The organism is Pseudomonas sp. Soil_N_39 (assembly GCF_057655955.1).
In genome coordinates this window covers 1-24,493 of the sequence record NZ_JBDGLI010000007.1, presented here as the reverse complement: position 1 = coordinate 24,493, position 24,493 = coordinate 1, and the positions used below count along the sequence as shown (strand labels likewise).

The 24,493-nt window shown below is 63.0% G+C and carries 22 protein-coding genes; 15 read left to right on the top strand and 7 right to left on the bottom strand.

From position 1 onward, the window contains the following. Positions 1-106: 106 nt before the first annotated feature. Both AC3A5O_RS12325 and AC3A5O_RS12320 read right to left on the bottom strand, forming a co-directional pair. Positions 107-643 (bottom strand): cytochrome b, encoded by a 537-nt coding sequence (locus AC3A5O_RS12325; protein WP_487753226.1) that lies wholly within the window; start codon positions 641-643, stop codon positions 107-109. After that, entirely contained in the window at positions 640-1,722 is a 1,083-nt protein-coding gene (locus AC3A5O_RS12320; protein WP_487753225.1) for a catalase family peroxidase, read from the bottom strand. Before AC3A5O_RS12320 ends, AC3A5O_RS12325 begins: the two co-directional genes overlap by 4 nt. 168 nt (positions 1,723-1,890) lie before the next feature. On the opposite strand from AC3A5O_RS12320, the gene AC3A5O_RS12315 reads away from it, so the two are divergent. Together AC3A5O_RS12315 and AC3A5O_RS12310 are read left to right on the top strand one after the other, a co-directional pair. Beyond that, positions 1,891-2,397, top strand: coding sequence for a sigma-70 family RNA polymerase sigma factor (locus AC3A5O_RS12315; RefSeq protein WP_122568054.1), 507 nt, complete (start codon positions 1,891-1,893; stop codon positions 2,395-2,397). Next, positions 2,394-3,146: an anti-sigma factor family protein gene (locus AC3A5O_RS12310; protein WP_305470416.1), complete on the top strand. Its 753-nt coding sequence runs from the start codon at positions 2,394-2,396 to the stop codon at positions 3,144-3,146. The genes AC3A5O_RS12315 and AC3A5O_RS12310 overlap by 4 nt, the downstream gene beginning before the upstream one ends. A gap of 146 nt (positions 3,147-3,292) precedes the next feature. Here the strand turns inward: AC3A5O_RS12310 and AC3A5O_RS12305 are convergent, their stop codons facing one another. Beyond that, the gene (locus AC3A5O_RS12305) at positions 3,293-4,129 is read right to left on the bottom strand and encodes an IclR family transcriptional regulator (RefSeq protein WP_487753224.1); all 837 of its coding nucleotides are present in this window, start codon (positions 4,127-4,129) and stop codon (positions 3,293-3,295) included. A gap of 247 nt (positions 4,130-4,376) precedes the next feature. Here AC3A5O_RS12305 and AC3A5O_RS12300 point away from each other — a divergent pair, with 247 nt between their 5' ends. From AC3A5O_RS12300 to AC3A5O_RS12265, 8 genes are all read left to right on the top strand, one after another. Beyond that, a complete protein-coding gene (locus AC3A5O_RS12300; protein WP_487753223.1) occupies positions 4,377-5,402 on the top strand; it encodes an ABC transporter ATP-binding protein in 1,026 nt (341 codons plus the stop codon). Continuing rightward, entirely contained in the window at positions 5,399-6,268 is an 870-nt protein-coding gene (locus tag AC3A5O_RS12295) for an ABC transporter permease (protein ID WP_122568050.1), read from the top strand. The genes AC3A5O_RS12300 and AC3A5O_RS12295 overlap by 4 nt, the downstream gene beginning before the upstream one ends. Before the next feature lie 6 nt (positions 6,269-6,274). Next, positions 6,275-7,069, top strand: coding sequence for an ABC transporter permease (locus AC3A5O_RS12290; protein ID WP_072405341.1), 795 nt, complete (start codon positions 6,275-6,277; stop codon positions 7,067-7,069). A gap of 7 nt (positions 7,070-7,076) precedes the next feature. Beyond that, complete coding sequence (locus AC3A5O_RS12285) at positions 7,077-7,367, top strand: (2Fe-2S)-binding protein (protein ID WP_122568049.1); 291 nt, start codon at positions 7,077-7,079, stop codon at positions 7,365-7,367. A gap of 301 nt (positions 7,368-7,668) precedes the next feature. Continuing rightward, positions 7,669-9,024, top strand: coding sequence for an FAD/NAD(P)-dependent oxidoreductase (locus tag AC3A5O_RS12280; protein WP_487753222.1), 1,356 nt, complete (start codon positions 7,669-7,671; stop codon positions 9,022-9,024). Continuing rightward, positions 9,021-10,136, top strand: coding sequence for an NAD(P)/FAD-dependent oxidoreductase (locus AC3A5O_RS12275; protein WP_122568047.1), 1,116 nt, complete (start codon positions 9,021-9,023; stop codon positions 10,134-10,136). The genes AC3A5O_RS12280 and AC3A5O_RS12275 overlap by 4 nt, the downstream gene beginning before the upstream one ends. Positions 10,137-10,154: 18 nt before the next feature. Then, the gene (locus tag AC3A5O_RS12270; protein ID WP_122568046.1) at positions 10,155-11,216 is read left to right on the top strand and encodes an ABC transporter substrate-binding protein; all 1,062 of its coding nucleotides are present in this window, start codon (positions 10,155-10,157) and stop codon (positions 11,214-11,216) included. Positions 11,217-11,437: 221 nt separating this feature from the next. Next, on the top strand, positions 11,438-12,763 hold the full coding sequence (locus AC3A5O_RS12265; protein WP_487753221.1) for a leucine-rich repeat-containing protein kinase family protein: 1,326 nt from the start codon (positions 11,438-11,440) through the stop codon (positions 12,761-12,763). A 189-nt stretch (positions 12,764-12,952) separates the two neighbouring features. Here AC3A5O_RS12265 and AC3A5O_RS12260 read toward each other — a convergent pair whose 3' ends face one another. Next, positions 12,953-13,657, bottom strand: a complete 705-nt coding sequence (locus AC3A5O_RS12260) for a YebC/PmpR family DNA-binding transcriptional regulator (protein ID WP_003183149.1) — start codon at positions 13,655-13,657, stop codon at positions 12,953-12,955. A 219-nt stretch (positions 13,658-13,876) separates the two neighbouring features. Between AC3A5O_RS12260 and AC3A5O_RS12255 the strand changes: the two genes are divergently transcribed. Continuing rightward, positions 13,877-15,283 (top strand): type VI secretion system Vgr family protein, encoded by a 1,407-nt coding sequence (locus tag AC3A5O_RS12255; protein WP_305470409.1) that lies wholly within the window; start codon positions 13,877-13,879, stop codon positions 15,281-15,283. Between the two features lie 127 nt (positions 15,284-15,410). Beyond that, positions 15,411-15,959 carry a cytochrome b gene (locus AC3A5O_RS12250; protein WP_122568042.1) on the top strand — a complete coding sequence of 183 codons (549 nt, stop codon included), beginning with the start codon at positions 15,411-15,413 and terminating at the stop codon, positions 15,957-15,959. A gap of 7 nt (positions 15,960-15,966) precedes the next feature. Here AC3A5O_RS12250 and AC3A5O_RS12245 read toward each other — a convergent pair whose 3' ends face one another. Then, the gene (locus tag AC3A5O_RS12245; RefSeq protein WP_122568041.1) at positions 15,967-16,875 is read right to left on the bottom strand and encodes a 1-aminocyclopropane-1-carboxylate deaminase/D-cysteine desulfhydrase; all 909 of its coding nucleotides are present in this window, start codon (positions 16,873-16,875) and stop codon (positions 15,967-15,969) included. Between the two features lie 187 nt (positions 16,876-17,062). Continuing rightward, a complete protein-coding gene (locus AC3A5O_RS12240) occupies positions 17,063-19,102 on the bottom strand; it encodes an oxidoreductase (protein WP_487753220.1) in 2,040 nt (679 codons plus the stop codon). A 240-nt stretch (positions 19,103-19,342) separates the two neighbouring features. On the opposite strand from AC3A5O_RS12240, the gene AC3A5O_RS12235 reads away from it, so the two are divergent. The 3 genes from AC3A5O_RS12235 (at position 19,343) to AC3A5O_RS12225 (ending at position 22,903) form a co-directional block, all read left to right on the top strand. Continuing rightward, positions 19,343-20,560, top strand: a complete 1,218-nt coding sequence (locus AC3A5O_RS12235; protein ID WP_487753219.1) for a DUF3422 domain-containing protein — start codon at positions 19,343-19,345, stop codon at positions 20,558-20,560. A gap of 172 nt (positions 20,561-20,732) precedes the next feature. Then, the gene (locus AC3A5O_RS12230; RefSeq protein ID WP_122568038.1) at positions 20,733-21,863 is read left to right on the top strand and encodes a carbon-nitrogen hydrolase family protein; all 1,131 of its coding nucleotides are present in this window, start codon (positions 20,733-20,735) and stop codon (positions 21,861-21,863) included. A 2-nt stretch (positions 21,864-21,865) separates the two neighbouring features. Further along, a complete protein-coding gene (locus AC3A5O_RS12225; protein ID WP_305470406.1) occupies positions 21,866-22,903 on the top strand; it encodes an AraC family transcriptional regulator in 1,038 nt (345 codons plus the stop codon). Between the two features lie 268 nt (positions 22,904-23,171). Here AC3A5O_RS12225 and AC3A5O_RS12220 read toward each other — a convergent pair whose 3' ends face one another. Further along, positions 23,172-24,065: a DUF2242 domain-containing protein gene (locus AC3A5O_RS12220; protein ID WP_487753218.1), complete on the bottom strand. Its 894-nt coding sequence runs from the start codon at positions 24,063-24,065 to the stop codon at positions 23,172-23,174. Between the last annotated feature and the right edge of the window lie 428 nt (positions 24,066-24,493).

Below are 24,493 nucleotides of genomic sequence, written 5' to 3'. Positions count from 1 at the left end.
CCTGGGTGGGAACAATGTGGGAGCAAAGCTTGCTCGCGATATAGGCAGTGAGGTCTTTCTGAAACCGAGTCGCCTGTGTCGCGAGCAAGCTTTGCTCCCACAATCATCAGCCCTTGCCGCGCAACATACTGTCCAACACCTCATCCCGGCGCACCCACGCGTGAAACAACGCCGCCGCCAGATGCACCAGCACGGTCAGGAACAACAGGTAAGCCAGGTACCCGTGGGCCTTGCGCAGCAGGGCGAACGTCTGTGCGTGCGCTGGCAGGATCGAAGGCAGTTGCAGCCAGTTGCCAAGCATCACCGGATCCCCCGCCGCCGAAATCATGCCCCAGCCTAACAGTGGCAGAACCAGCATCAAGGCGTACAACAGCACATGGGAGGCGTTTGCCGCCAGCACTTGCCAGCCCGGCAGATCGGCCGGCAGCGGCGGTTGACGGGTAGTAAAACGCACCACCAGGCGCACGATCACCAGCAGCAAAATCGCGATGCCCAACGGTTTGTGCAACTGCAGCAGCCATTCATGGCGTTCGGACACCGAAGCGACCATGCCGGCGCCGATAAACAGCATGGCGATGATCACCAATGCCATCAGCCAGTGCAGCAGCCGAGCCAGCGGTGCGAAGTGACGAGGGGCGCTCATGGGCGAGACTCCTGGGTGGCGGGCAATTGATTCACTTCACTGGTACGGCGCAGATAGGAACTGGCATAAGCAGCGGAACGCGCAACCAACAACGGATCGTCAGAACCTTCGATCCCTTGGGGCAGGATCAGCGGGTCATAGTTGATGTCGCGGCATTCGCCGTTGTCCTGCGCCTGGGTGCGCTCCAGCACCAGCGTGCCGGCGTTGAGCACCTTGCGGTCAGCGGGCCAGGCCTTACTGGCGTCATTCACCGGGTCACCCGGGTTGGCCAGGGTGATGTTCAGTTGCCAGCGCAACGGCCCGGCGGCGAGACGCTTCGCCAAGTCTTGCTCAAGGAAGTCGGCGCCCTGGGGTGGCGTCGCATCGGCAGCGTCCTGGCTCAGCGGCACCACACCCCAGCGCACGGCCTGGCGCTGTCCGGCAGGGTTGACCAGATAGAAGGCATTAATGCCGTTGTAGGTTTCGGTGGCGTAACTGGCCGACGGCTTGGCGGTCTTGATCCACTGCAGGAACGGCACCGCCTCGGGGTGCGCGGCAAAGAACGCCGGTACCGCCGCTGGATTCGGTTTTCCTGTGGCAGGGTCCGGCGACTGGGCTTGCTGGAGTTGGTAGAAGGCTTCGGGCGTGCCCACTGGAAACACGGGCATGCTGTTCATGCCGGTGCGCCATTGCTGGCCGTTGGCCTGGGTAAAGCGCAGCGCCAGGCTGCGAATCGGCACACTGCCGTCCGGTGCATAAGGGTTGCCGCTGGGCAAGGCAAAACGCCCAACCACTGGCGTTTGCGGCTGCGAGAACACCTGGGCGCTGGAATAGGCGCTCGCCTCGCCCGTGCTTTGGAAATAGCCCGCGACGCAGACCCCTTTTGAATGGTTGCGTCGAAAGCCCGGGTGAACGCCGTTGTTTTTTTCCAGGACATTGACCAGCGCCGCCGGTGTCAGGCGCTGTGGGTCAAGGCTGCCATTGACGTAGGCAAACGCCCCGGCCAGCGCGGCAACAATCACGGCGATGCCGCTCAGGCGCAGTGTCAGGGCGGCGGCACTCAAGGGCGGCCGGCTCGACGAGGGTGAAGGATCAACCATGAGAAAGCTCCAGGGCTCGAGGCCATTCGTTGGAAAGTACCCGTCAGACGAAGGCCTGGCAGCTTTATTCCCACGCCTCGTATTTATTTTTCCTGCACTGGAATAATCTCGTTCGTGGGGCGTCTTTCCAGTCCCGACGCAGTGACTGCCCACAGAAGCCACACTTTCATGAACGCACTCGACGAACAGTTGCGCGAACTCATTCCCAGGCTACGGCGTTTTGCCGTGTCGCTGACGCGCAACCCGAGCAACGCCGACGACCTGGTGCAGATGTGCCTGGAACGGGCGTTGTCCAAATGGAACGACAAGCGCCCGGACGGCGATCTGCGGGCCTGGCTGTTTTCGATCCTGTATCGGCAGTTTCTCGACAGCCATCGCCGCTCCCGCCGGTATGCGCGCATGCTGGAATTTTTCACCGGCCGCGACGATGCCCATCCTTCGGCCGAGCGCAGTGTGATCGCGCAATCGTCCTTGCAGGCCTTCGATCAGCTCACGACGGAACAGCGCGCACTGTTGCTCTGGGTGTCGGTGGAAGGCCTGAGCTACCAGCAAGTCGCCGATATCCTCGGCGTACCGACCGGCACGGTGATGTCCCGCCTGTCCCGCGCCCGCCAGGCCCTACGCCAACTCAGCGAGGGCGAAATCACCCGCCCCACCCTGCGGATACTCAAATGATCAGCATGCCCCCCAGCGACAGCGACCTGCACGCCTATGTCGATCGCCAACTGAGCGAGGCCGACCGGCGCCTGGTCGAGACCTACCTGGCCAACCAGCCTGACGTCGCCGCCCGGGTCCGGGCCTGGCAACAGGATGCGCAGCACCTGCGCACGGCCCTGAGCGGTGGCTTGCAACAGCCGCACAACCCGGAGCTCGACCCGGCCATGATTCGCCAGCGCCTGAAACATCGCTCCCGTCGCCACCTGGCCAGCGCCGCGGTGTTGCTGCTGGCCGTCAGTGTGGGTGGCTTCGGCGGCTGGCAGGCGCGGCAAATGACCCTGCTCAGCGCCGCCGCGCCCATGACCGATGCCCTGCAGGCGTACCGATTGATTGCCCAGCAGGGCATCCTTCCAGCCGATTACCAAGCTGGCGACGAGCGGCACATGCAAGATTGGCTCGACCGCTACTTCACCCAGGCCGACCGGCTGCCCGACCTGTCCAGCGCGGGCTTCAAGCCGGTCAGCGGGCGCTTGCTCAGCACCGAACAAGGCGCGGCGGCGATGGTGGTCTACCAGGATCCGAGCGGTCAGAAAATCAGCTTCTATGTGCGTCCACCCGGCCCGAAAAACTTCCTGCTGCCCCGGGGCAGTCGCCGCGATGGGGAACTGCAGGCCGAGTACTGGTCCGGGCCGGGCTACAACTATGCGATGGTCATCCCCAGTGATACGCCGGCGGCGCAGCGGCTCAAGCAGACCCTGAACTTCTGATCACCGTCCTCCCTTGTGCCCCCCCTTGTGGGAGCGAGCTTGCTCGCGATAGCGGTGTATCAATCGACATCATTTCTAACTGAACCACCGCTATCGCGAGCAAGCTCGCTCCCACAGGGGATATGGGCGCCCCCTGGAAAGTGTATTCAGCTCTGCCCAAACACCTGCGAAGGCCTGCGCAGCAACGGATCGAACGGGTTGATCCGCGGCCCGATCAGGGCCGCTTCGCGCTTGAGCATGTCCACCACCGTCGGCAGTCGATCTGGCCCCAACCGGTCGCTCACGGTTGCCACGCTCAAGGCGGCCACGGCCCGGCCATCACGGTCGAGGATCGGCACGGCCACCCCGGCCATGCCCTGCAATACACCGGTGTTGCGCCCGGCGTAGCCCAGTGTGCGCACGTTCTCCACTTCCGAACGCAGGAAGACTTCGTCGTACAAATGGAAATCCTTGAGCCGCGGCAGGTTGTATTGAATCACCGTGTCGCGCTCTTCTTCCGGCAGAAACGCCAGGATCGCCAGGCTGCCCTGCCCCACGCCCAACGCCACGCGGCCACCAATGTCGCCGGTGAACGTGCGGATCGGAAACGGCCCCTCGCTGCGATCCAGGCAAATGGCATCGAAACCACTGCGGGCGAGCAAAAACAGCGAGTCGCCCAAGGACGCCGACAACCGCAGCATGGCCGGGCGCACCAGTTCGCGCAGGTTGCCGGTGTTGCCGGCGCGGGCCGCCAGGGCGAAAAACTCCAGGCTCAGGCGATAGCGCTTGCTGCGTGCGTCCTGCTCAACCATGCCCTCGTCCATCAGGCTGCGCAGCAAGCGATGCGTGGTGGGCTGGGACAGGCCGATGCGCAGGGCCAATTGCGTCACCCGCTCACCGCCTTCGACGGTGTCACCCAGGCTGCGCAACACGGCAAATAGTCGGGAGACCGCACCGACACCTACCTCGCCCTTCTCATTATTCCGATCAGTGGAATCAATCATGCTGTTTCTCATAATTTAATTTATTCACTGAATGAAATTGAAAATAGTCTTCGCTTCAGTGAAATAGTCCATTGAGCCCATCCTATTCTTCGTCCTACTCTTCGTCCAGACAGGGGCGATTCGAACAACAGCGGCAGCCGACTTGAGGTCGAGCGCCAACGCACCCCAGCAGCACCCTTTCGTATCTGCCCATACAAAAAAGCGCGCCCTTGCGGCGACGCATAACAATCCCAGGTGGAGCGCAGCGATGGCTTTTGTGCAACTTGAAGGACTTGGCAAACGTTACGGCGACATCGACGCCGTGGTCGCCACCAACTTGTCGGTGGAAAAAGGCGAGTTCGTCTCGCTACTGGGGCCTTCCGGCTGCGGCAAAACCACAACCTTGCAGATGATCGCCGGCTTCGTCGAAGTCAGCAGCGGGCGCATCCTGCTGGACGGTCGCGACATCACTCACGCCAAGCCCGCCAGCCGTGGCCTGGGGGTGGTGTTCCAGAGCTACGCGCTGTTTCCCCACATGACCGTCAAGGACAACGTCGCCTTCGGCCTGCGCATGCGCAAAGTAGCCAATGACGAACTGCAACAACGGGTGGACCGAGTGTTGAAATTGGTCCGCCTGGACCGCCACGCCGACCGCTACCCACGAGAACTCTCGGGCGGCCAGCGCCAACGCGTGGCACTGGCCCGGGCGCTGGTGATCGAACCACCGGTGCTGTTGCTCGACGAGCCGCTGTCCAACCTCGACGCCAATTTGCGCGAAGAGATGCAATACGAAATCCGCCGTATCCAGCGCGAAGTCGAAATCACCACGCTGATGGTGACCCACGACCAGTCCGAGGCCCTGTCGATCAGTGATCGGGTCGTGGTCATGCAGGCCGGGCGCATCACTCAGATCGACGCGCCGTACACCCTTTACGAGCACCCGCGCACTGAGTTCATTTCCGGCTTCGTCGGCAAAGCCAACCTGCTGCCCGGCAGGCGGGATAACGCGGGCATCGTCCAAGCCTGCAGCCCGGCCGATGGCGAGCTGACCCTGAGCCTGCGCCCGGAAAAGATCGACCTGCGCGAGGCCGGCTCAGGGCGACTGCAAGGCACCCTCGTCAGCCGCTTCTTCCTGGGCAGCCAATGGCTCTACGGCGTTTCCACCAGCCTGGGTGAACTCTGCGTGGTGCGCCGCAACGACGGCTCCGCGCCCTTGGTCGAAGGCACGGCGGTGGGCTTGGACTGGGATCCGGCCCTGCTGCGGGTGCTGAGCGTGGACGAGGTGCCGGCATGAAGCTGATCGACGCGATGCGCCGTGGCCGACAGGGCTACCTGATGTCCGCGCCGGCCCTGGCCTTGTACCTGGGCTTGCTGGTCATCCCCTTGGGCTTGACCTTGGTCCTGTCGTTCAACGTCTTCGACTACAGTTCGGGCATCAATGGCGACGCCTACACCTTCGAGCACTACACCAGCCTGTTGGGCGATCCGTACTTCTACGAAATCTTTTTGCGCACCTTCTGGATCAGCGCCCTGACCACCCTCCTGTGCGTGCTGATCGGCGTGCCCGAGGCATACATCCTCAGCCGCATGGGCGCACCGTGGCGCTCGATTTTCCTGATCCTGATCCTCACGCCGCTGCTGATTTCAGTGGTGGTGCGCGCCTTCGGCTGGAGCTTGTTGCTCGGTGCCGACGGCCTGGTCAACCAGGCCCTGCAAGCCTTCGGCGGTGCGCCGATGAAGCTGCTCTATACGCCGTTCGCCGTGGTCATCGCCCTGGTCCACGTGATGTTGCCGTTCATGATCATTCCCGTCTGGACCTCGCTGCAGAAACTCGACCCGGCCGCCGAACAGGCCGCGCTGTCCCTGGGGGCGAGCCAGTTCACGGTGATCCGCAAAGTGGTGTTGCCGCAGATCATGCCCGGCGTGCTGTCCGGCACGCTGATTGTGTTCGGCCTTGCCGCCAGCTCCTTCGCGATTCCCGGCCTGCTCGGCGGACGGCGCTTGAAGATGGTCGCTACGTTGATCTACGACCAGTACCTGTCGGAGCTGAACTGGCCGATGGGCGCCGCCATTGCCGTCGCGCTGCTGCTGCTCAACCTGCTGATCATGCTGTCGTGGAACCGGATGATCGAAGGCCGCTACAAGAAGTCACTGGGGTAATGGGTCATGTCTAGAAACGGTCCTTTCGCATTGCTGTTCCACGCCTTGGTGGTGGTCTTCATGCTCGCGCCGCTGGTAGTGGTCTGCCTCGTCGCCTTCACCCCGGAAAACACCCTGAGCCTGCCGACCACCGAGTTTTCCCTGCGCTGGTTCCGCGCGGTGTTCGAGCGCGCGGATTTTGTCGACGCGTTCTACAACAGCCTGGTCCTGGCGTTCTGCGCGGCCTCGCTGGCGACCTTGATCGCGGTGCCGGCGGCCCTGGCGATCACCCGGCTCGAGTTCCCGGGGCGGGACTTCTTCAACGGCCTGTTCCTGTCGCCGATCATCATTCCGCACCTGGTGCTGGGGGTCGCATTGCTGCGCCTGTTTGCCCTGATGGGCGTGAACGGCAGCTTCGCCTGGCTGATCTTCGCTCATGTGCTGGTGATCACGCCCTATGTGCTGCGCCTGGTGCTGGCCTCGGCCATCGGCCTGGATCGCAGCGCCGAACAGGCCGCGCAATCGTTGGGGGCCGGACGCTTCACGCTGTTCCGGCAAATCACCTTGCCGATGATCCTGCCAGGGGTGGCCGGGGGCTGGCTGCTGGCGTTCATCAACAGTTTCGATGAAGTCACGCTATCGATCTTCGTCACCTCGCCGGCCACGCAAACCTTGCCGGTGCGCATGTACGTGTACGCCACCGAATCCATCGATCCGATGATGGCGGCGGTGTCGGCGCTGGTCATCGGGCTCACCGCGCTGACCATGATTCTGCTCGACCGGGTCTATGGCCTGGATCGGGTCCTGGTAGGCAAACAATGAGGGTGTCATGGCACTGCTGAAACGACTGGCCGAAGGCGACCGCCCGGCCCTGGACTTCACCCTCGATGGCCAGCCCGCCACCGGGCTGCTGGGGGACACGCTACTGACCGCCGTACTGACTTGCAGCGAACACCTGCGCGGCAGTGACTTCAGCGCCGAGCCCCGTGCCGGTTTCTGCCTGATGGGCGCCTGCCAGGACTGCTGGGTGCGCCTGGGCGACGGCCGCCGCGTACGTGCCTGTTCGACGCTGCTCGAAGCCGGGCAACACATCAACCGCGAACCGGGGCGCCAGGTATGAACACGCTCGACAGGCATGGCCTCATCGCGAGCAAGCTCGCTCCCACAGGGGAGCTGCGGCGTGCACAAAACCAACATCCACAGCCGATCCAATGTGGGAGCGAGCTTGCTCGCGATAGCGGTCGGTCAGGCAACAGCAATGTCGACTGGCCCAGCCTTATCGCGAGCAAGCTCGCTTCCACAGGGGGGTTGCGGCGTGCACAAAACCAACATCCGCAGCCGATCCAATGTGGGAGCGAGCTTGCTCGCGATAGCGGCTTCAATAGCGCCACTAAGCCCACTGCATCACCAACGAGGTGGCCATGAAACCCATAGCCATCATCGGCGCCGGCCCGGCCGGTATCCGTGCCGCGCAAACTCTGGTCGCCCACGGCCTGTATCCCGTCCTGCTGGACGAAGCCCCCCGCGGTGGCGGGCAGATCTATCGGCGCCAACCGGCCCATTTCAAGCGCTCGCCTGACAAGCTCTATGGCTTCGAAGCCCACAAGGCCAACGCCATCCACCAGACCCTCGACGCATTGCGCGAACAGCTCGATTACCGTCCCGACACCCTGGTGTGGAACGCCGAGGCCGGCCTGCTCGATACCCTGCATGAAGGCCGCGCCGGCCGCCTCGAGTACGCCAGCGTGATCGTCGCCACCGGCGCCACCGACCGGGTCCTGCCCGTACCGGGGTGGACCCTGCCCGGGATATACAGCCTGGGTGCGGCGCAGATCGCCCTGAAATTCCAGGGTTGCGCCATTGGCGAACGGGTGGTGTTCGCCGGCAGCGGTCCCTTGTTGTATCTGGTGGCCTATCAATACGTCCGGGCCGGCGCCCATGTGGTCGCCGTCCTCGACAGTTCGCCCTTTAGCGCCCAAGTCCGCGCCCTGCCCAGCCTGCTGGCACAACCGGCCACCCTCGCCAAGGGCCTCTACTACCGCGCCTGGCTGGCCGCCCGCGGCATCGCCGTGCATCAAGGCGCAAGCCTGGCGCGTCTCGATGGAGAACGCCGGGTGCAGTCGCTGCAATGGCGCAACGCAAGCGGCGAACACACCCTCGACTGTGACGCGGTGGCCTTCGCCCACGGCTTGCGCAGCGAAACTCAACTGGCCGACCTGCTGGGCTGCGCGTTTGCCTGGAACGCCCTCAACCGCGCCTGGTTGCCCCACCGGGACCGCGCCGGGCGCAGCAGCGTGCCGGGGATTTACCTGGCCGGTGACGGTGCCGGGATCATGGGCGCCGACGCGGCGGAAATGGCCGGTGAACGGGCGGCCTTGGCCTTGCTCGAAGACCTCGGCTACTCGACCGACCCGCAACGTTGCACGCAACTGGAACAAACCCTTGAACGCATCGGCCAGTTCCGCGAAGGCCTGGAGCGCGCGTTTGCCTTTCCTGAAAACTGGGCCGCCGACGCTGCCGATCACCTGATGATCTGCCGCTGCGAAGAAGTCAGCGCTGGCGACATCCGCCGGGTGGTGGGCGAAGGCCATTGGGAGATCAATCGGGTCAAGGCCCATTGCCGGGTCGGCATGGGCCGCTGCCAGGGGCGGATGTGCGGCACCGCCGCCGCGGAAATCATAGCCTGCGAAAGTGGCCGCGCCGTCTCCAGCATCGGCCGCTTGCGGGCCCAGGCGCCGATCAAACCCGTGCCGTTCGGCCTGGAGGTCGAGCCATGATCGAAGTGGATGCAGTGATCATTGGTGGCGGCATCGTCGGCGCCTCGGCCGCGTTGTTCCTGAGCCAGGCCGGACGCCGGGTGGCGTTGTTGGAACGCGACTTCTGCGGCTCACACTCCAGCGGCGTGAACTACGGTGGCGTGCGTCGCCAGGGCCGACCGCTGTCGCAACTGCCGTTGTCGCAACGGGCCCATGAAATCTGGTGCCAGTTGCCCCAATTGATCGGCATCGACGGCGAGTACCAGCGCAGCGGTCATTTGAAGCTGGCCCGCAGCGCTGAGGACCTGCAAGCGCTGCACGACTACGCCGTCGCCAGCCAAGGCTTTGGCCTGGATTTGCAACTGCTCGATCACACGGCCCTGCGCGCGCGTTTTCCATGGGTCGGCGCCGTCGCAGTGGGGGCGTCGCTGTGCCCGGACGACGGCCATGCCAATCCGCGCCTGGTGTCCCCAGCCTTTGCCCAAGCCGCTCGCCGCCAGGGTGCGCAAGTCCACGAACAATGCGCCGTCAGCAACGTTGTACATGATGGCCAGCGCTTCGCCGTGCACACCGCAACAGGTCTGACGTTTCACGCGCCCTGGCTGCTGAACTGCGCCGGAGCCTGGGCCAGCCAGTTCGCCGCGCAATTCGGCGAAGCGGTGCCGATGCACGCCGGGCACCCGGCGATGCTGGTCACCGAACCCTTGCCCTTGGTCATGGACGCCAGCACCGGCGTCGAGGGGGGCGGTATCTACGCCCGCCAGGTCTCGCGCGGTAATTGCGTGCTGGGCGGCGGCCAAGGCTTTGCATTGGACACCGCTCGCGCCCGGCCCGGCCAGAACGCCGTGCTGGAGATCCTGCGCCAGGCCGTCGAGCTCTACCCATTCCTGGAAGGCGCCCAGGCGATTCGTACCTGGAGCGGCACCGAAGGTTACCTGCCCGATCGTCAACCGGTGATCGGCCACAGCAGCACCCAGCCCGGTCTGTTGCACGCATTCGGCTTTGCCGGCGCGGGCTTCCAGATCGGCCCGGCGGTGGGCCAGGCGCTCACCGAGATCATCTGCAGCGGGGCTTCGACCACGCCGCTGGATGCGTTTTCCATCACCCGGTTTCACTCCATCTCCGTTGCTTGATAGAGGAAGGTCGCGCCAATGAATAACGTCAAACGCAGTGCACTGTTCGGTTTCTGCTCGCTGGGTTGCGCTTGCCTGGGCGCCCTGCTCCCGGCTACCCAGGCGTTGGCCGAGCCGACGCTTTACCTGGGCATGAACGGCGGCACCATGGAGCGGCTCTACGCCGACAAGGTCTTGCCGGCTTTCGAGAAAGCCAACAACGTCAAAGTGGTCATCGTACCCGGCACCTCCGCCGACATCCTGGCGAAGGTCCAGGCCAGCAAAGGCAACCCGCAAATGCACGTGATGTTCCTCGACGACGGCATCATGTACCGCGCCATCGCCATGGGGCTGTGCGACAAGCTCGAGGACAGCCCGACCCTGGCGCAGATCCCGGCCAAGGGGCGTATCAAGGATCAGGCCGTGGCCGTCAGCCTCGGGGTGACAGGGCTGGCCTACAACACCCGGCTGTTCAAGGAAAAAGGCTGGAATACGCCCACTTCATGGATGGACCTGGCCGATCCACGCTTCAAGGACAAAGTGGTGTTCCAGTCGATGGCCTCCTCCACTTTTGGCCTGCACGGCTTTTTGATGTTCAACCGGATCCAGGGCGGCAGCGAAACCGACGTCGAGCCGGGCTTCAAGGCGTGGCCGAACACGGTGGGGCGCAACGTGCTGGAGTACATCCCAAGCTCGGCGAAGATATCCGAAATGCTGCAGACCGACGAAGCGGCGCTGTTCCCGCTGACGCCGACCCAGGTGACCGCGTTGAAACTCAAGGGCATGCCAGTGGAATATGCCCAGCCGAAGGAAGGCGCCGTAGTCCTCAACGTCGCCGAATGCGCCATCGCCCAAAACACCCAGCCGGAACTGGCGCAAAAGCTCGCCGCTTTCCTGCTGACCCCGCAAGCCCAGGCCATTGCCCTGGAAGAAGGCGACCAGATCCCTTCCAACCCCAACACCCCGACCACCGACAAGACTCGTGGCCAGGTGGAAGCGATGAAGCAATACCTGGAAACAGCGATTGCCGTGGATTGGGACCAGGTCAACGAACAACGCCCGGCCTGGAACGCCCGCTGGAACCGCAGCATCGAGCGCTAGAGCGATCGACTGTGGCGAGGGGAGCAACACTGCTGTGGGAGCATGGCTTGCCCGCGATGCAGACGGCGCGGTCTCTGAGAAAACGAGGCGCCTGCATCGCGGGCAAGCCTTGCTCCCACAGATAAATCCCCTCGCCACAGGGTGTTGTACTGAGCTGATTATTGGTTAACTGTCTGGCTATGGGCGCCAGAGCCTCCCCTTGACCAACAGCGAACCCTCCCATGCACACCCTCGCCCAACTCCGCGCCGGCCAGCTCTCAGGCATCACCCGACTGGACCTGGCCTGCGGCTTGACGGAGTTTCCCCGGGAAATCTTCGAACTGGCCGATTCCCTCGAGATTCTCAACCTCAGCGGCAATCAGTTGGACTCGCTGCCCGACGACCTGGATCGGCTGCCCCACCTGCGCGTGCTGTTCTGTTCGGACAACCGTTTCACCGAACTGCCCGAATGTCTGGGCCGTTGCAGCGCGTTGACCATGGTCGGCTTCAAGGCCAACCGCATCACCCGTGTCACGGGCGACGCGCTGCCACCCCGGTTGCGCTGGCTGATCCTGACCGACAACGACATCAGCCAGTTGCCGGATGAACTGGGCCAACGCCCACACCTGCAAAAACTGATGCTGGCCGGCAACCGTTTGCAGCAGTTGCCGGCGAGCCTGGGCCAGTGTCATCGCCTGGAACTGCTGCGCATTGCCGCCAACCAACTGACCGAACTGCCGCAATGGTTGCTGGAGCTGCCGAGCCTCAGTTGGCTGGCCTACGCCGGTAACCCGCTGGAAACCCAGGCCGATGCCGCAGCCTTGAACACCACAACGCCCATCGATTGGTCGCAACTGGCGCTGCGACGACAACTGGGCGAAGGCGCTTCCGGGGTGATTCACCAAGCGCTCTGGCAGGCGCCCGACCAGGTGGCGCGAAGCGTCGCGGTGAAGTTGTACAAAGGCCAGATGACCAGCGACGGCTCGCCCCTGCATGAAATGCATGCCTGCATCACGGCCGGTCGACACCCGAACCTGATCGACGTATTGGGTCAGATCGCCGGGCACCCCGAGCGACAGGACGGGCTGGTCATGGCCCTGGTCGAGCCCAGCTACCGCAACCTCGCCGGGCTGCCGAGCCTGACGTCATGCACTCGCGACGTGTACGCCGATGAACTGCGCCTGAGCGCCCCGGTGGCCTTGCGCATCGCCCACGGCATCGCCTCGGTGGCGGCACACTTGCACCGCCAGGGCATCACCCATGGGGATCTGTACGGGCACAACATCCTGTGCAACGACCAAGGCGATTGCCTGCTGGGGGACTTTGGCGCGGCGTCGTTCCACGCCACTACGGACACCGTGCAAACCCGCGCACTGCAGCGCATCGAGGTACGGGCCTTCGGGATTTTGTTGGGGGAATTGCTGGCGCGAATCGAACCGGGGCTCAGTGCTGAGGAACTGGCAGCGTTGCAGGATCTGCAAGCGCGTTGCTGTCAGCCGGATGTACTGGCACGGCCAGGGTTTAATGAGATTGAAAGGTTGCTGAGCGAGTTCAAACACATCGACTAAACCAGCCCCCAAACTAACAAGCACGCCGCCTATTGTGGCGAGGGGATTTATCTGTGGGAGCAAGGCTTGCCCGCGATGCGGACACCTCGTTTTCTCAGAGACCGCGTCGTCTTCATCGCGGGCAAGCCTTGCTCCCACAGAGTGAACCGCACCCTGGGATAAATCCCCTCGCCACAGGGGGTGTAGTGCTTAACCGGCCAACCCGACAAACATGTCCTGCACGTCATCGTGGTTATCGAGGCCTTCAAGGAAGGCTTCGACTTCAGCCATCTGCTCGTCGGTCAGCCCGCTGACCGGGTTCTTCGGCTGGTAGCCCAACTTGGCCGACAGCACAGTAAAGCCCTGCTCCGGCAACGCCTTCTGTACCGCATCGAGGTCGGCAGGATCGGTGAGGAATAACGTGGCGCCGTCTTCGCCCGGCTCGAAATCCTGGGCACCGGCCTCGATGGCGGCCATTTCCGGATCGGCGTCCGGGCTGTCCGGCGCGGCTTCGATCATGCCGACATGGTTGAAGTCCCACGCCACCGAACCCGAGGCGCCCAGTTGGCCCTTGCGGAACGCGACGCGAATTTCGGCGACGGTACGGTTGATGTTATCAGTCACGCATTCAACGATCAGCGGCACCTGGTGCGGCGCGAACCCTTCGTAGGTGACGCGGTGGTATTGCACGGTTTCGCCGAGCTGGCCTGAACCTTTCTTGATCGCACGTTCCAGGGTCTCGCGGGGCATCGAGGCCTTCTTCGCCTGCTCGACCACCAGTCGCAAGTGCGCGTTGGTCGCGGTATCAGCTCCGTTGCGCGCGGCAATGGTGATTTCTTTCACCAGTTTGCCGAAGATCTTGCCCTTGGCGTTGGCAGCCGCTTCTTTGTGTTTAACCTTCCACTGTGCGCCCATTACTCACTCTCTTGTCTGACGCGCCGAGACATCTGCCGGCCGGCGCTGTGGCGCAAGTTTATACGGCCTAAACCGGCTGATCGACCAAAAAATTCACCCTACCGAATCGACATTTTCACAGTGTGTTGTAGGGCTTTTCTGAAATAGCGGCTCGCAAGCACCGTTCCTTCCCGTGGTTTCGTACCCTCTGCGCCTCTGTCCCTGCCAGTAGGAGGCGCAATGCGCAACGACACGGAAAGTCCCTTCAGCCTGACGCTCACGCAAAACGACCTGCAGTTGCAAGTCTTGCGTTTTAATGGCCGAGAAGCCCTCAACCAGCCGTACCGCTTCGACCTCGAACTGATCGGCCTGGCCCCGCCGATAAATCCCGACCTGCTACTGGGGCATCCGGCCTTCCTGCGCCTGGACGGTGAATCGGGCATCCATGGGATTGTCCACAGCGTCAGCCTGAGTGCTTCGGCCCCGCGACGCATCGGCTATCGCCTGACGTTGGTTCCCTACCTGCAGCAACTGGAACAAGGCCCGCGGCGTCGGGTTTTCCATCGGCTCAGTGTGGTGCAGGTGCTGCAACGCCTGCTGGAAGACCATGCCCTGCCCGCCGACAGTTACCGTTTCGAGCTGCCCCATGGGCAGTACCCATGTCGCCCATTCTGCATCCAGTACGACGAAAGCGACCTGACCCTCCTGCAACGGCTGTGCGAGGAGGAAGGCATTCATTACCACTTCGAGCACGCCCTCCAGGGCCACGTCCTGGTGTTCGCCGAAGACCCGAAGAGTTTCCCCGCGCGCCCCATCGAGCTGCCCCTGCACCCGAACGACAAACTGATACCGACCATCAAGCGCGTGTATTTGCGCCACCACGCGATGATGCCTGGCTTGCCTGTCGGGTTCAGTGACCGGGCCACGACCGAAACCGAAGTCTCGGCGGAGAATCAACCCCTTGAGCAGATCGATCATGAAGCCCAGCGAGGCAACCCCGCCTTGATTCACCGTTACCAGGCCGGACGCCGCCATCTGGAACGGTTGCGCTGTCGGCAACGGGAAATCCATGGCCACAGTGATCAACCGGCCCTGCACGGCGGCGACATCGTGCAGATCAGCGAACACCCGGTTTCCACCTTCAACGATCAATGGCTGATCACCGAGGTCCAGCACCGCGGGCGGCAGTTTTCGATCCTGGAACCGGACCTGCCCGCCACGCCCTCGGCCCGTGACTACCGTAACCGGTTCACCGCCATTCCCTGGTCCACCGTGTTCAGGCCGGCCCTCAAGCATCCCAAGCCGCGCATTCCCGGGTATCACCTGGCCCATGTACTCGGCCATGCCGGCCAGCCGGCCCAACCCGATGAACGCGGCCAAGTGAGTGTCAGCCTCTGGGCGCCGGACCAGGAAGGCATCACGCTGCCCGTATCGCGACTGACGCTGGGCGACAGCCCTTCCCTGATAGCGGGCAGCGAAGTGCTGGTGAGTTTTCTCGATGGCGACCCCGACCGACCGGTGCTGTGCCCAGGGGCGGTCGATACCGGCGCAGGACACGCCGCTGCCCCACCGAAACCGTCCCGTGGCAATCACGATGCCGGGCTGCTGTTGGACTGGCTGTTGAACCCGCCCGACTTCACACCCTGATCCTGCCCTTTTGGCTTCTTGCCAGCAAACCTGATCTGGCTCATGCAAACCCAGCGAAACGGGCTTACAGTAAAGACACAACGCCGCGCTAGACGGCGCTCTACCCTGATTGTTGGAGATACCCGCAATGCCCTGGAAAAACTCGGAAAACCGCTACAGTACCGTCACGGTAACCCTGCACTGGCTGATGCTGGTCCTGCTGGCCGTGGTTTATGCCTGCATTGAGTTGCGGGGAATTTTTCCCAAGGGCAGCGGCGGCCGGACATTGATCAAGGAAGCGCATTTCATGCTCGGCCTGACGGTGTTCCTGTTGGTTTGGCTGCGCCTGTTCGCCCGCAGCATGGGCAAGGCACCGGGGATTTTCCCGGCATCACCTGCCTGGCAAACCGTCCTTGCCCGCCTGATGCACTGGGCGCTGTACCTGTTCATGATCGCCATGCCGCTGCTGGGCTGGCTGATCACCAGCGCCGAAGGACACCAGGTGATGTTCTATGGTTTCGATTTGCCGTTGCTCGTTGATCAAGACAAGGATTTTGCCAAGCAACTGGAAGGCTGGCACGTGCTCGGCGGCACCATCGGCTATTGGCTGATCGGCCTGCATGCCTTGGCGGGGCTGTATCACCATTACGTGGTGCGCGACAACACGCTGTTGCGGATGATGCCCAAACGCGGCTGATCGTCCGTTAATCGAACCCTCGGCGGCCTTGCAAACCGCCGGTGTGGACAAAGACCAGGCGGGTGCCGGGGGCAAAGCCTCCCGCCTCGACCCGCGCCTTGAGCAGCATCAAGGCCTTGCCGGTGTACAACGGCTCCAGTTCGATGGCCGCCGTGGTTTCGATGAAGTCGGTGAGTTCGGCATCGACCCGGGCGAAACCGCCACGGCTGCCGTCGAACAATTCATAACACGGGCTGGAAAGCTCCGCCTCCGCCACGATGCGCTCGACCTGCTGGGCCACGCCATGGTCCGGGGGCACCGCCAGCACGCCGTAGACCGGGCGCTCGCCCGCTTCGGCCAGCACCAGTCCGGCCAGCGACGTTCCAGTTCCGCAGGCCAGCCACCAGCCGTGATAATCCGCCCACCCCAATGTCACTAATTGCTCACGAACACTGGCCGCCCACGTCATGCAACCTTGTGCCCCAGGTAATCCTGAACCACCCTCGGGCACCGGGTGCAAATGTGGATAGCGGATCAGCCACGGCCCCCAGAAATCCGCTGCGTGCCGCTCTCGGTATCCGCCATAACCCAACCAGTGCAGGTCCATGCCGAACGCTTTCAGGTCGCGCACCGTCGGCGTGTCCTGGGGATGACCGCGCAACAGCCCGGCCGTGGGAAAGCCGAAGCGCTTGCCGGCCGCCGCCAGCGCATGCAAATGGTTGGAATAGGCCCCGCCCAGGCTCATGACCCCTTCGGCACCGGCCTCATGGGCGGCGCGCAGATGATGGACCAGCTTGAACCACTTGTTGCCGCTGATCAGCGGATCGATCCGGTCCAGGCGCAACACCGCCACTTCGACACCGGCACGGGCGAGCCAGTCCATGTGAAGAGGTTCGAGTCGGGGTTGGGGGTGCCAGTCGAGGGCGGGAAGCAGCATGGCGGCAGGCCTGGGAAAAGATGCCGGCATCTTAGCAGCTTGCCGGCCGGTGACTTCAGGTGCACCACCACCCTACTGTGGGAGCGAGCTTGCTCGCGATAGCGGTTAGTCAGCAGCATGAATGTTGACTGACCTGCCGCTATCGCGAGCAAGCTCGCTCCCACAAGGTTTTTGCTGGGATTGTGCCTTACAACTGCGCCGCCAACCGCGAGCCCTGGTTAATCGCCCGCTTGGCGTCCAGCTCCGCCGCCACGTCGGCACCGCCGATGAGGTGAACCGTCTGCCCCGCCGCTTCCAGGCCTTCCTGCAACTCGCGCAGCGGATCCTGGCCGGCGCAGATCACGATATTGTCCACGGCCAGCACCTGCGGCTCGCCGGCTTCACCGATACGAATGTGCAGGCCGTCATCGTCGATCTTCAGGTACTCGACGCTGTTGAGCATCTGCACCTGCTTGTTCTTCAGGCCCGTGCGGTGAATCCAGCCGGTGGTCTTGCCCAGGCCGTCACCGACCTTGGAGGTCTTGCGTTGCAGCAGGAACACCTGGCGCGCCGGTGCATGGGGTTCGGCCTTGATCCCGGCCACGCCGCCACGAGCCTCAAGGTGCGTGTCAATACCCCACTCCTTCCAGAACGCCTCACGGTCCTGGCTGGTGGCAACGCCTTGGTGCACCAGGAATTCCGACACGTCGAAGCCAATCCCTCCGGCACCGATCACCGCGACACTGCGGCCCACTGGCTTGCGTTCGAGGATCACGTCCAGGTAGCTCAACACCTTGGCATGCTCCACCCCAGGAATCGCCGGCACGCGTGGGGCGATGCCGGTAGCGAGGATGATCTCGTCGTAACCGCCAGCCACCAATTGCGCCACATCCACCCGGGTGTCGAGGCACAGCTCGACATGGCTGGTCTGCAATTTGCGCTTGAAGTAGCGTAGGGTTTCGAAAAACTCTTCCTTGCCCGGCACGCGCTTGGCAACGTTGAACTGGCCACCGATTTCACTGGCCGAATCGAACAGCGTCACTTGGTGCCCACGCTCGGCCGCCACCGTGGCTGCGGACAACCCCGCCGGGCCGGCACCGACCACAGCGATTTTCTTCACCTGGGTCACCGGCAGGTAGTTCAGCTCGGTTTCGTGGCAGGCCCGCGGGTTGACCAGGCAACTGGTGAGCTTGCCGCCAAAAGTATGGTCCAGGCACGCCTGGTTGCAGCCGATGCAGGTGTTGATTTCATCGCTGCGACCGGCAGCGGCCTTGTTGACGAACTCCGGGTCGGCCAGGAACGGCCGCGCCATGGAGACCATGTCGGCATCGCCTTCGGCCAGGATCTGCTCGGCCACTTCCGGGGTGTTGATGCGGTTGGTGGTGATCAGCGGGATATTCACCGAACCGCGCAGCTTGGCCGTGACTTTGCTGAACGCCGCCCGCGGAACCTTGGTGGCAATGGTGGGAATTCGTGCTTCGTGCCAACCGATACCGGTGTTGATGATCGTCGCGCCGGCCTGCTCGATGGCCTTGGCCAACAGGACGATTTCGTCCCAGGTGCTGCCGCCTTCCACCAGATCGAGCATCGACAGACGAAAAATGATGATGAAGTTCAGGCCTACCGCTTCGCGCACCCGGCGGACGATTTCCACCGGCAGACGCATACGGTTTTCATAGCTGCCGCCCCAACGGTCGGTGCGGTGGTTGGTATGGGCCGCCAGGAACTGGTTAATGAAATAACCTTCCGAACCCATGATCTCGACGCCGTCGTATTCGGCCTTCTGGGCCAGGACCGAGCAGGTAACGAAATCGCTGATCTGCTTCTCGATGCCCTCCTCGTCCAGTGCCTTGGGCTTGAACGGGTTGATTGGCGCCTGGATCGCGCTCGGTGCCACTTGCTTGGGGCTGTAGGCGTAGCGCCCGGCATGGAGAATCTGCATGCAGATCTTGCCGCCGGCCTCGTGTACGGCCCGGGTCACGATCTGGTGCTTGAACGCCTCTTCTTCCGTGGTCAGCTTTGCGGCGCCCGAGTAGACACCGCCCTCGTCGTTCGGCCCGATCCCACCGGTGACCATCAGGCCCACGCCGCCCCGGGCGCGCTCGGCAAAGTAGGCTGCCATGCGTTCGAAGCCACCGGGTTTCTCTTCCAGCCCGGTGTGCATCGAGCCCATCAGGGTACGGTTGCGCAACGTGGTGAAACCCAGGTCCAGCGGGGCCAGCAGGTGCGGGTAATGAGAGGCGGTCATCGGTAGCTCCACAACGGGCGATCACGGAAAAAAGCGCAAGCTCTGCGGCTTGCGTCTGTCATGGCTCACAGCGTAAGAGTCAGGGTGCGGGCGCTCAATGACCGTAACTGACAACTTAATGATCCAAATGTGCAAGACGCCGATCAGTCGTGGGTGACTCTCAGCGGGGTGAGCCAGTCCTATCAACGCTGGCTCAGGTGCTCAACCCAACAATAACGCTAATCACACGGTTGTCATTGCATGCATCCCCAACGAAAAATGCTGCACAACGAGTTGCACGCCCGCCCGTCGTTGTATTTCGACGAACCGGCCCACGTCTTCCACCTGGCGTTTCTGGGCGACAACGGCCAGTGCAACGCGCTGCTTGAGCGACTGAGCCCTGATACCGTCACAGCGGAAGCCGCGCAAGGCATCACCCGCCTCGAAGGCCATCCACTCAAGTGGGAGCGCCATGCCGAGTTCTTCACCCTGACCCTGGTCGTGCCGGCCAGCAGCGATGAGTTGCAATGGACAACGCTGCCCGAAAGCCTTGCCCGAGGTATCGAGGGTCACGCCCAGCACCTCATCAATGCCGTTCAGGTGGTGGTTCGCGCAGAAGCCAGTCTCGACCTGCCCAGCTACGGTTTCAAGGACCCTTGCGGCTCATGTGTGGGTGGTGGCGATGCGGTGGTCTGGAGCGATTTTCGCCTGACCGAGGATGGCACCAATCGCCTGCTGTTCATCAACCGACGGCTCAACGCTTATCGCCAGGGCCGCATGATCCGGCGCCTGCTGGAAATCGAGACCTACCGGATGATGGCGTCCTTGTCGCTGAATATCGCCAAGGCACTGGACCCGCAACTGAATGAATTCGATCGCACCCTGGTGAGCCTGTCCGAACGCAACGCCAATGCCAGCGGTGTGCACGCCAAGGCGCTGCTGGAGGACATTGCCCTGCTGTCTCGCCAGGTGGTCAGCAGCACGGTCAGGAATCGCCACCGATTCAGCGCGACCCGCGCCTACGCACAACTGGTGTTCGAGCGCCTGGGGGAGTTGCGTGAAAGTCACCTGGGGGACTGCCAGCGACTGGGCGTGTTCATCGAACGGCGTTTCAAGCCCACGGTGCGTTATTGCGCAGCCACCGAACAGCGCCTCGAACAACTGGCCATGAGCGTCGCCAACCTGGGTGACCTGCTGCAAGCCCGCGTGCAAGTCGAGATGGAAGACCAGAACGCCGAGATCCTGCGCAGCCTCAATGCCCGCGCCGATGCCCAGATCAAGATCCAGCGCGCGGTGGAAGGCTTGTCGATCATTGCCATCACCTACTACCTGATCAACCTGTTCAAGTTGGTCTACAGCGGGTTGCACACCTTGGGCGCAAACCTCTCGGCCCGCGAAGCGCTGCTGGGCATGACGCCGCCGGTGCTGTTGATCATGCTGCTGATTCTGATCCGAATCAGGAAGGCCAAAAACCACTAGCGCGCCTTGCCAGCGCAGAGAGCGTCCAAGGGGTCTTTGGACGACTTGGCGTTTACTTGCCGTGCGCACAAATCAGCTCCCGAGCTTCGCTAATCCCTTGTTTTACCGTACCCTGCCCCGTAGCTCCTGATGAAAAATCACGAACCTGCACACGGCCGCTGACTGTTCCCCCATGCGCAAATTTCTGTACCTGCTGTTTTCACTGGCCTTGATTGCCGCCCTGGTCACCTACGCACTGTGGACGACCGAGCGTCCGGCGGGTCACTACCTGTCAGACCTGCGCATCAACCTGGCGGTCGACCAGGGCACGCCCGCCGACCGCGGCAACCTGCTGGGTATCCAGCCCGAACTGTTCCCCACCGACTACCAGAGCCCCGAGCGCCTGCACCGCAAGCTGGCGGCCTATCTGCAAGCGGCTCGCGACATGGGCTTTCTCAATGCCAAAACCGTGGTGGTGCTGCCCGAGCACATCGGTACCTGGCTGATGGTCGGCGGCGAAAAAGACGAGTTGTACCAGGCCACGACTCTGAAGGAAGCCATGCACTGGCTGGCGGTCAGCAATCCGCTGGCGTTCATCCAGGCGCTGGTCAGCGCTCAAGGCGATAACCGACTGGACGATGCCTACCTGCGCATGAAAGCCGAACGCATGGCCCATGACTATCAAGCGCTGTTCGGTGGGCTGGCCAAGGAGTTCGGCGTAACCCTGGTGGCAGGCTCCATCGTGCTGCCCGAGCCCAGCGTCAGCGAAGGCGAGCTGAAGATCGGCCGTGGCGCGTTGTACAACAGCAGCCTGGTGTTTGGCAGCGATGGCCGGCCGATTGGCCAGCCACAACGCCAGCGACATCCGGTATTTGAACAGCGGGATGTACTGGGCGCCGAACAGCCAGCCGCTCCCCTCGTCATCGACACCCCAGCCGGACGCCTGGGTGTGCTGATCGGCAGCGACAGTTGGTACCCGCTCCACTACCGGCAGCTCAACGAACAGGGTGCGCAACTAATCGCAGTGCCTGCCTTCGTCATCGGTCGCGGCGCCTGGGACAAACCCTGGAGCGGTTATAAAGGCCTGTCCACACCGAGCGAAGTGAGCCTCAAGCCCGGTGAAGTGAGCGAGGGGCAAGCCTGGCATCGCCTGACACTGACCGGCCAATTGCCCATCAGCCACGCCCGGGGCGGCATCAGCGTGTTCCTGCGTGGCCAGTTCTGGGACAGCGGCAGCGCCGGCCAGAGTTTCATCAGCCACAACGGGCAACACTTTCCCGATGGCGAAGTCCGTGGCGCGCGCCTGCTGAACCTGTGGTTGTGAACATGAAACCGCAGCCGATGCGCCTGGGGGACCTGTCAGTGGGCTTCGTCCATAGCCTGGCTGACGCGGTCGCCAGCCATGGGCAAGACCCCAAGCCTTTGCTGGAACAGTACGGCCTCGATGCCGCGCGCCTGGCCGAGCCCGGAGCACGCCTGTCGATCCCACGCTACATGCGCCTGGGCCACGCCGCGATTCAACAGACCCAAGACCCGGCCCTGGGCCTGCGCATGGGCCAGCTCGGGCGCTTGAGCCAGGCCGGGCTGGCGGGCGTTACCGCCGCCCAGGCGCCGACCGTGCGCGAGGCGGCCCGCTGCATGACCCGCTTCGAGCCGCTGTATGGTTCCAACTATCGCGGCCAGTCGAGTTTCCATGAGGATGCCCGCGGCGCCTGGCTACGGTTCTATTCCATCAGCCCCTATAACGCCTACAACCGCTTCGTCGTGGACTCGATCATTGCCGGCTGGCTGGCGCAATTGTCCAGCGTCAGCGGCGTCGCGCTGCGACCCGAACGCATCGAAATCGAATTCGAGGAGCCGGCGTACCTGGAAGCCTACCGCACCCTCGGTGACTGCCCGATCCAGTTTGGCGCCGAACAGAATCAACTGCGCCTGGACCTGGACAGCCTCGCCCAGCGCAACCCACAGCATTGCCCCAGCACCTGGCACTATCTGGTTCAGTTGTGTGAACGGGAACTGGAACAATTGACCCGCACCCGCAGCCTGCGTGAGCGCATCATCCAACTGCTGGGACCGTTGCTCAGCGGCGGCCGGGAACCCGACCTGGAAGAAGTGGCGACTCGCCTGAAGCTGCCGACCTGGACCCTGCGTCGCAAGCTGGCAGAGGAAGGCACGCAATTTCGCGCCATCCTCAACGACACCCGCCGAGACCTCGCCATGACCTACATACGCGATACCGAACTGGCGTTCGGCGAAATCGCCTACTTGTTGGGTTTTGCCTCAGCCGAGGCCTTTCAACGAGCCTTCAAGCGCTGGAACGACCAGACGCCTGGGGAGTTTCGTCGTAGTCACAGAGGGCACTGAGCTTCACGCTCTCTTACAACTCCGTTGCATCTTCGGCGGGTTCCAACGGGTCCAGTTCATAGGCCTGGTATTCCAGCAGCTCTTCCTGATAATCATCCATTACGTGTCCTTCCCCTGTCATTGAATCCAATGCCTGATGGCGCTGGCATCAGCATAAAGCTGCTTTATGAACAAAACATGAAGCAAAGGCTTCATGAATTAAACGTAGCACAGGGTCGGAAAATTACCGCGTGAAGTGTGACAGGGCGTAACGCCCCGCCACGGGACCTCAGGAGGCCGGAAGCGGCTGGATCGGCTCGCTCGGGGCCGGCAACGAGCTGGAAGGTGGTGGTGGCGGCGTCACGGTTTCCGTCGTCGGCGCAGACTCGAACGACTCAGGCGCAATCGGCGCGGGCTCGCTCGGTGGTGCGACGGGCTCCGACACCGCAGGAGCGGTTTCGGCAGGGGCCGGCGCAGCCTCCTCTACCGGCGTGGCTGCTGCGGGTGCAGGTGCAGGTGCAACAGGTTCCGACGCAGGTGCTGCAACGGGAGCCGGGGCCGGCATCAAGGCGGCCGGTTCAGCCTTGGTTTCCGGGATACCCAGTTCTGCCTTCGGCTTATCGGCGTTCTCAGCCTTCTCGGCAGCTTTCTTCGCTTCGGAGGGCAGGAACAGCTCCACCAGGGCAAAGAAGCGCTCATAGAACTTGGCCGCCGATACGGTTTCGCTGGCGACCTTGACCATCGAATCATCCGAGGAGCCGATCGGCATCGACACCGAACCCAGCACGCCCACACCCAGGCTGGCGGAGTTGTTGGTTTTCTTCAGGGCATAACGGTCCTGCAAGGCGTTGGCGAACATGGTCGCACGGTGTCCGGCACCGCCGTCCTCGGCACAGACCAGATTGAAACTGATCTCCATGTGGGTCTCGCCGGTCTGCTGGAAGCTCTTGTGGCCACTGACCAGCTTCGGATCGCTGCTGGTGATGATGTAGCCCTGGCTGAGCAACGCCCGCCGCCCGGCCTCGCAGGTCGCCGCGTCACTCACCGGGTACGTGCGCGAGAACGTGCCCGAATCATCGAAGTTCTCGTGCTCGTAAATGGCGGTTTTCTTCGACGAGCAACCGGCTGCGGCGGCCAGCACCAATGCAAGCCCGACGGTGCGCATGTGAAATGATTTGAACATTGAACATCCTGAGAGAAACGGTCCGGGGCGTATTGTGCAACAGAACGCGACCTGGCAGCGTGGCTAATCTTGTTTCAAGGGGGTTACAAGTTTACTGGCGGTTGTTTGCAGGAAAAAGACGCTGGTCCGGTAGAGCGACGAATACCCTGCTTTTGGGCAACAAGCAGATACAAAAACCTCCGGCGGTTTGGCTTAATTTTGTTCACTTGAGCCGTTAATGAAGATTTTGATATTCCGTTCCGAGAGGCGTGGTTTTTACTTGGATTGGTGTGTATATCCGTTTCTTCGGTAACGGCTGCTGGCGGTTCCGCTCTTACAGCGGGTCACTTTTGGAAGAGCGCCAAAAGTAACCAAATGTATGGTCAGCCCATCTCCTGCAACCACGGGCGATGAGCGGTAAAGCATGCTTGCACTAATGTATCCGGGCT

What these genes read in the sequence shown, in the direction of transcription:
- AC3A5O_RS12325 (WP_487753226.1), bottom strand. Translation starts at nt 643, where the DNA reads ATGAGCGCCCCTCGTCACTTCGCACCGCTGGCTCGGCTGCTGCACTGG.
- AC3A5O_RS12320 (WP_487753225.1), bottom strand. Translation starts at nt 1,722, where the DNA reads ATGGTTGATCCTTCACCCTCGTCGAGCCGGCCGCCCTTGAGTGCCGCC.
- AC3A5O_RS12315 (WP_122568054.1), top strand. Translation starts at nt 1,891, where the DNA reads ATGAACGCACTCGACGAACAGTTGCGCGAACTCATTCCCAGGCTACGG.
- AC3A5O_RS12310 (WP_305470416.1), top strand. Translation starts at nt 2,394, where the DNA reads ATGATCAGCATGCCCCCCAGCGACAGCGACCTGCACGCCTATGTCGAT.
- AC3A5O_RS12305 (WP_487753224.1), bottom strand. Translation starts at nt 4,129, where the DNA reads ATGATTGATTCCACTGATCGGAATAATGAGAAGGGCGAGGTAGGTGTC.
- AC3A5O_RS12300 (WP_487753223.1), top strand. Translation starts at nt 4,377, where the DNA reads ATGGCTTTTGTGCAACTTGAAGGACTTGGCAAACGTTACGGCGACATC.
- AC3A5O_RS12295 (WP_122568050.1), top strand. Translation starts at nt 5,399, where the DNA reads ATGAAGCTGATCGACGCGATGCGCCGTGGCCGACAGGGCTACCTGATG.
- AC3A5O_RS12290 (WP_072405341.1), top strand. Translation starts at nt 6,275, where the DNA reads ATGTCTAGAAACGGTCCTTTCGCATTGCTGTTCCACGCCTTGGTGGTG.
- AC3A5O_RS12285 (WP_122568049.1), top strand. Translation starts at nt 7,077, where the DNA reads ATGGCACTGCTGAAACGACTGGCCGAAGGCGACCGCCCGGCCCTGGAC.
- AC3A5O_RS12280 (WP_487753222.1), top strand. Translation starts at nt 7,669, where the DNA reads ATGAAACCCATAGCCATCATCGGCGCCGGCCCGGCCGGTATCCGTGCC.
- AC3A5O_RS12275 (WP_122568047.1), top strand. Translation starts at nt 9,021, where the DNA reads ATGATCGAAGTGGATGCAGTGATCATTGGTGGCGGCATCGTCGGCGCC.
- AC3A5O_RS12270 (WP_122568046.1), top strand. Translation starts at nt 10,155, where the DNA reads ATGAATAACGTCAAACGCAGTGCACTGTTCGGTTTCTGCTCGCTGGGT.
- AC3A5O_RS12265 (WP_487753221.1), top strand. Translation starts at nt 11,438, where the DNA reads ATGCACACCCTCGCCCAACTCCGCGCCGGCCAGCTCTCAGGCATCACC.
- AC3A5O_RS12260 (WP_003183149.1), bottom strand. Translation starts at nt 13,657, where the DNA reads ATGGGCGCACAGTGGAAGGTTAAACACAAAGAAGCGGCTGCCAACGCC.
- AC3A5O_RS12255 (WP_305470409.1), top strand. Translation starts at nt 13,877, where the DNA reads ATGCGCAACGACACGGAAAGTCCCTTCAGCCTGACGCTCACGCAAAAC.
- AC3A5O_RS12250 (WP_122568042.1), top strand. Translation starts at nt 15,411, where the DNA reads ATGCCCTGGAAAAACTCGGAAAACCGCTACAGTACCGTCACGGTAACC.
- AC3A5O_RS12245 (WP_122568041.1), bottom strand. Translation starts at nt 16,875, where the DNA reads ATGCTGCTTCCCGCCCTCGACTGGCACCCCCAACCCCGACTCGAACCT.
- AC3A5O_RS12240 (WP_487753220.1), bottom strand. Translation starts at nt 19,102, where the DNA reads ATGACCGCCTCTCATTACCCGCACCTGCTGGCCCCGCTGGACCTGGGT.
- AC3A5O_RS12235 (WP_487753219.1), top strand. Translation starts at nt 19,343, where the DNA reads ATGCATCCCCAACGAAAAATGCTGCACAACGAGTTGCACGCCCGCCCG.
- AC3A5O_RS12230 (WP_122568038.1), top strand. Translation starts at nt 20,733, where the DNA reads ATGCGCAAATTTCTGTACCTGCTGTTTTCACTGGCCTTGATTGCCGCC.
- AC3A5O_RS12225 (WP_305470406.1), top strand. Translation starts at nt 21,866, where the DNA reads ATGAAACCGCAGCCGATGCGCCTGGGGGACCTGTCAGTGGGCTTCGTC.
- AC3A5O_RS12220 (WP_487753218.1), bottom strand. Translation starts at nt 24,065, where the DNA reads ATGTTCAAATCATTTCACATGCGCACCGTCGGGCTTGCATTGGTGCTG.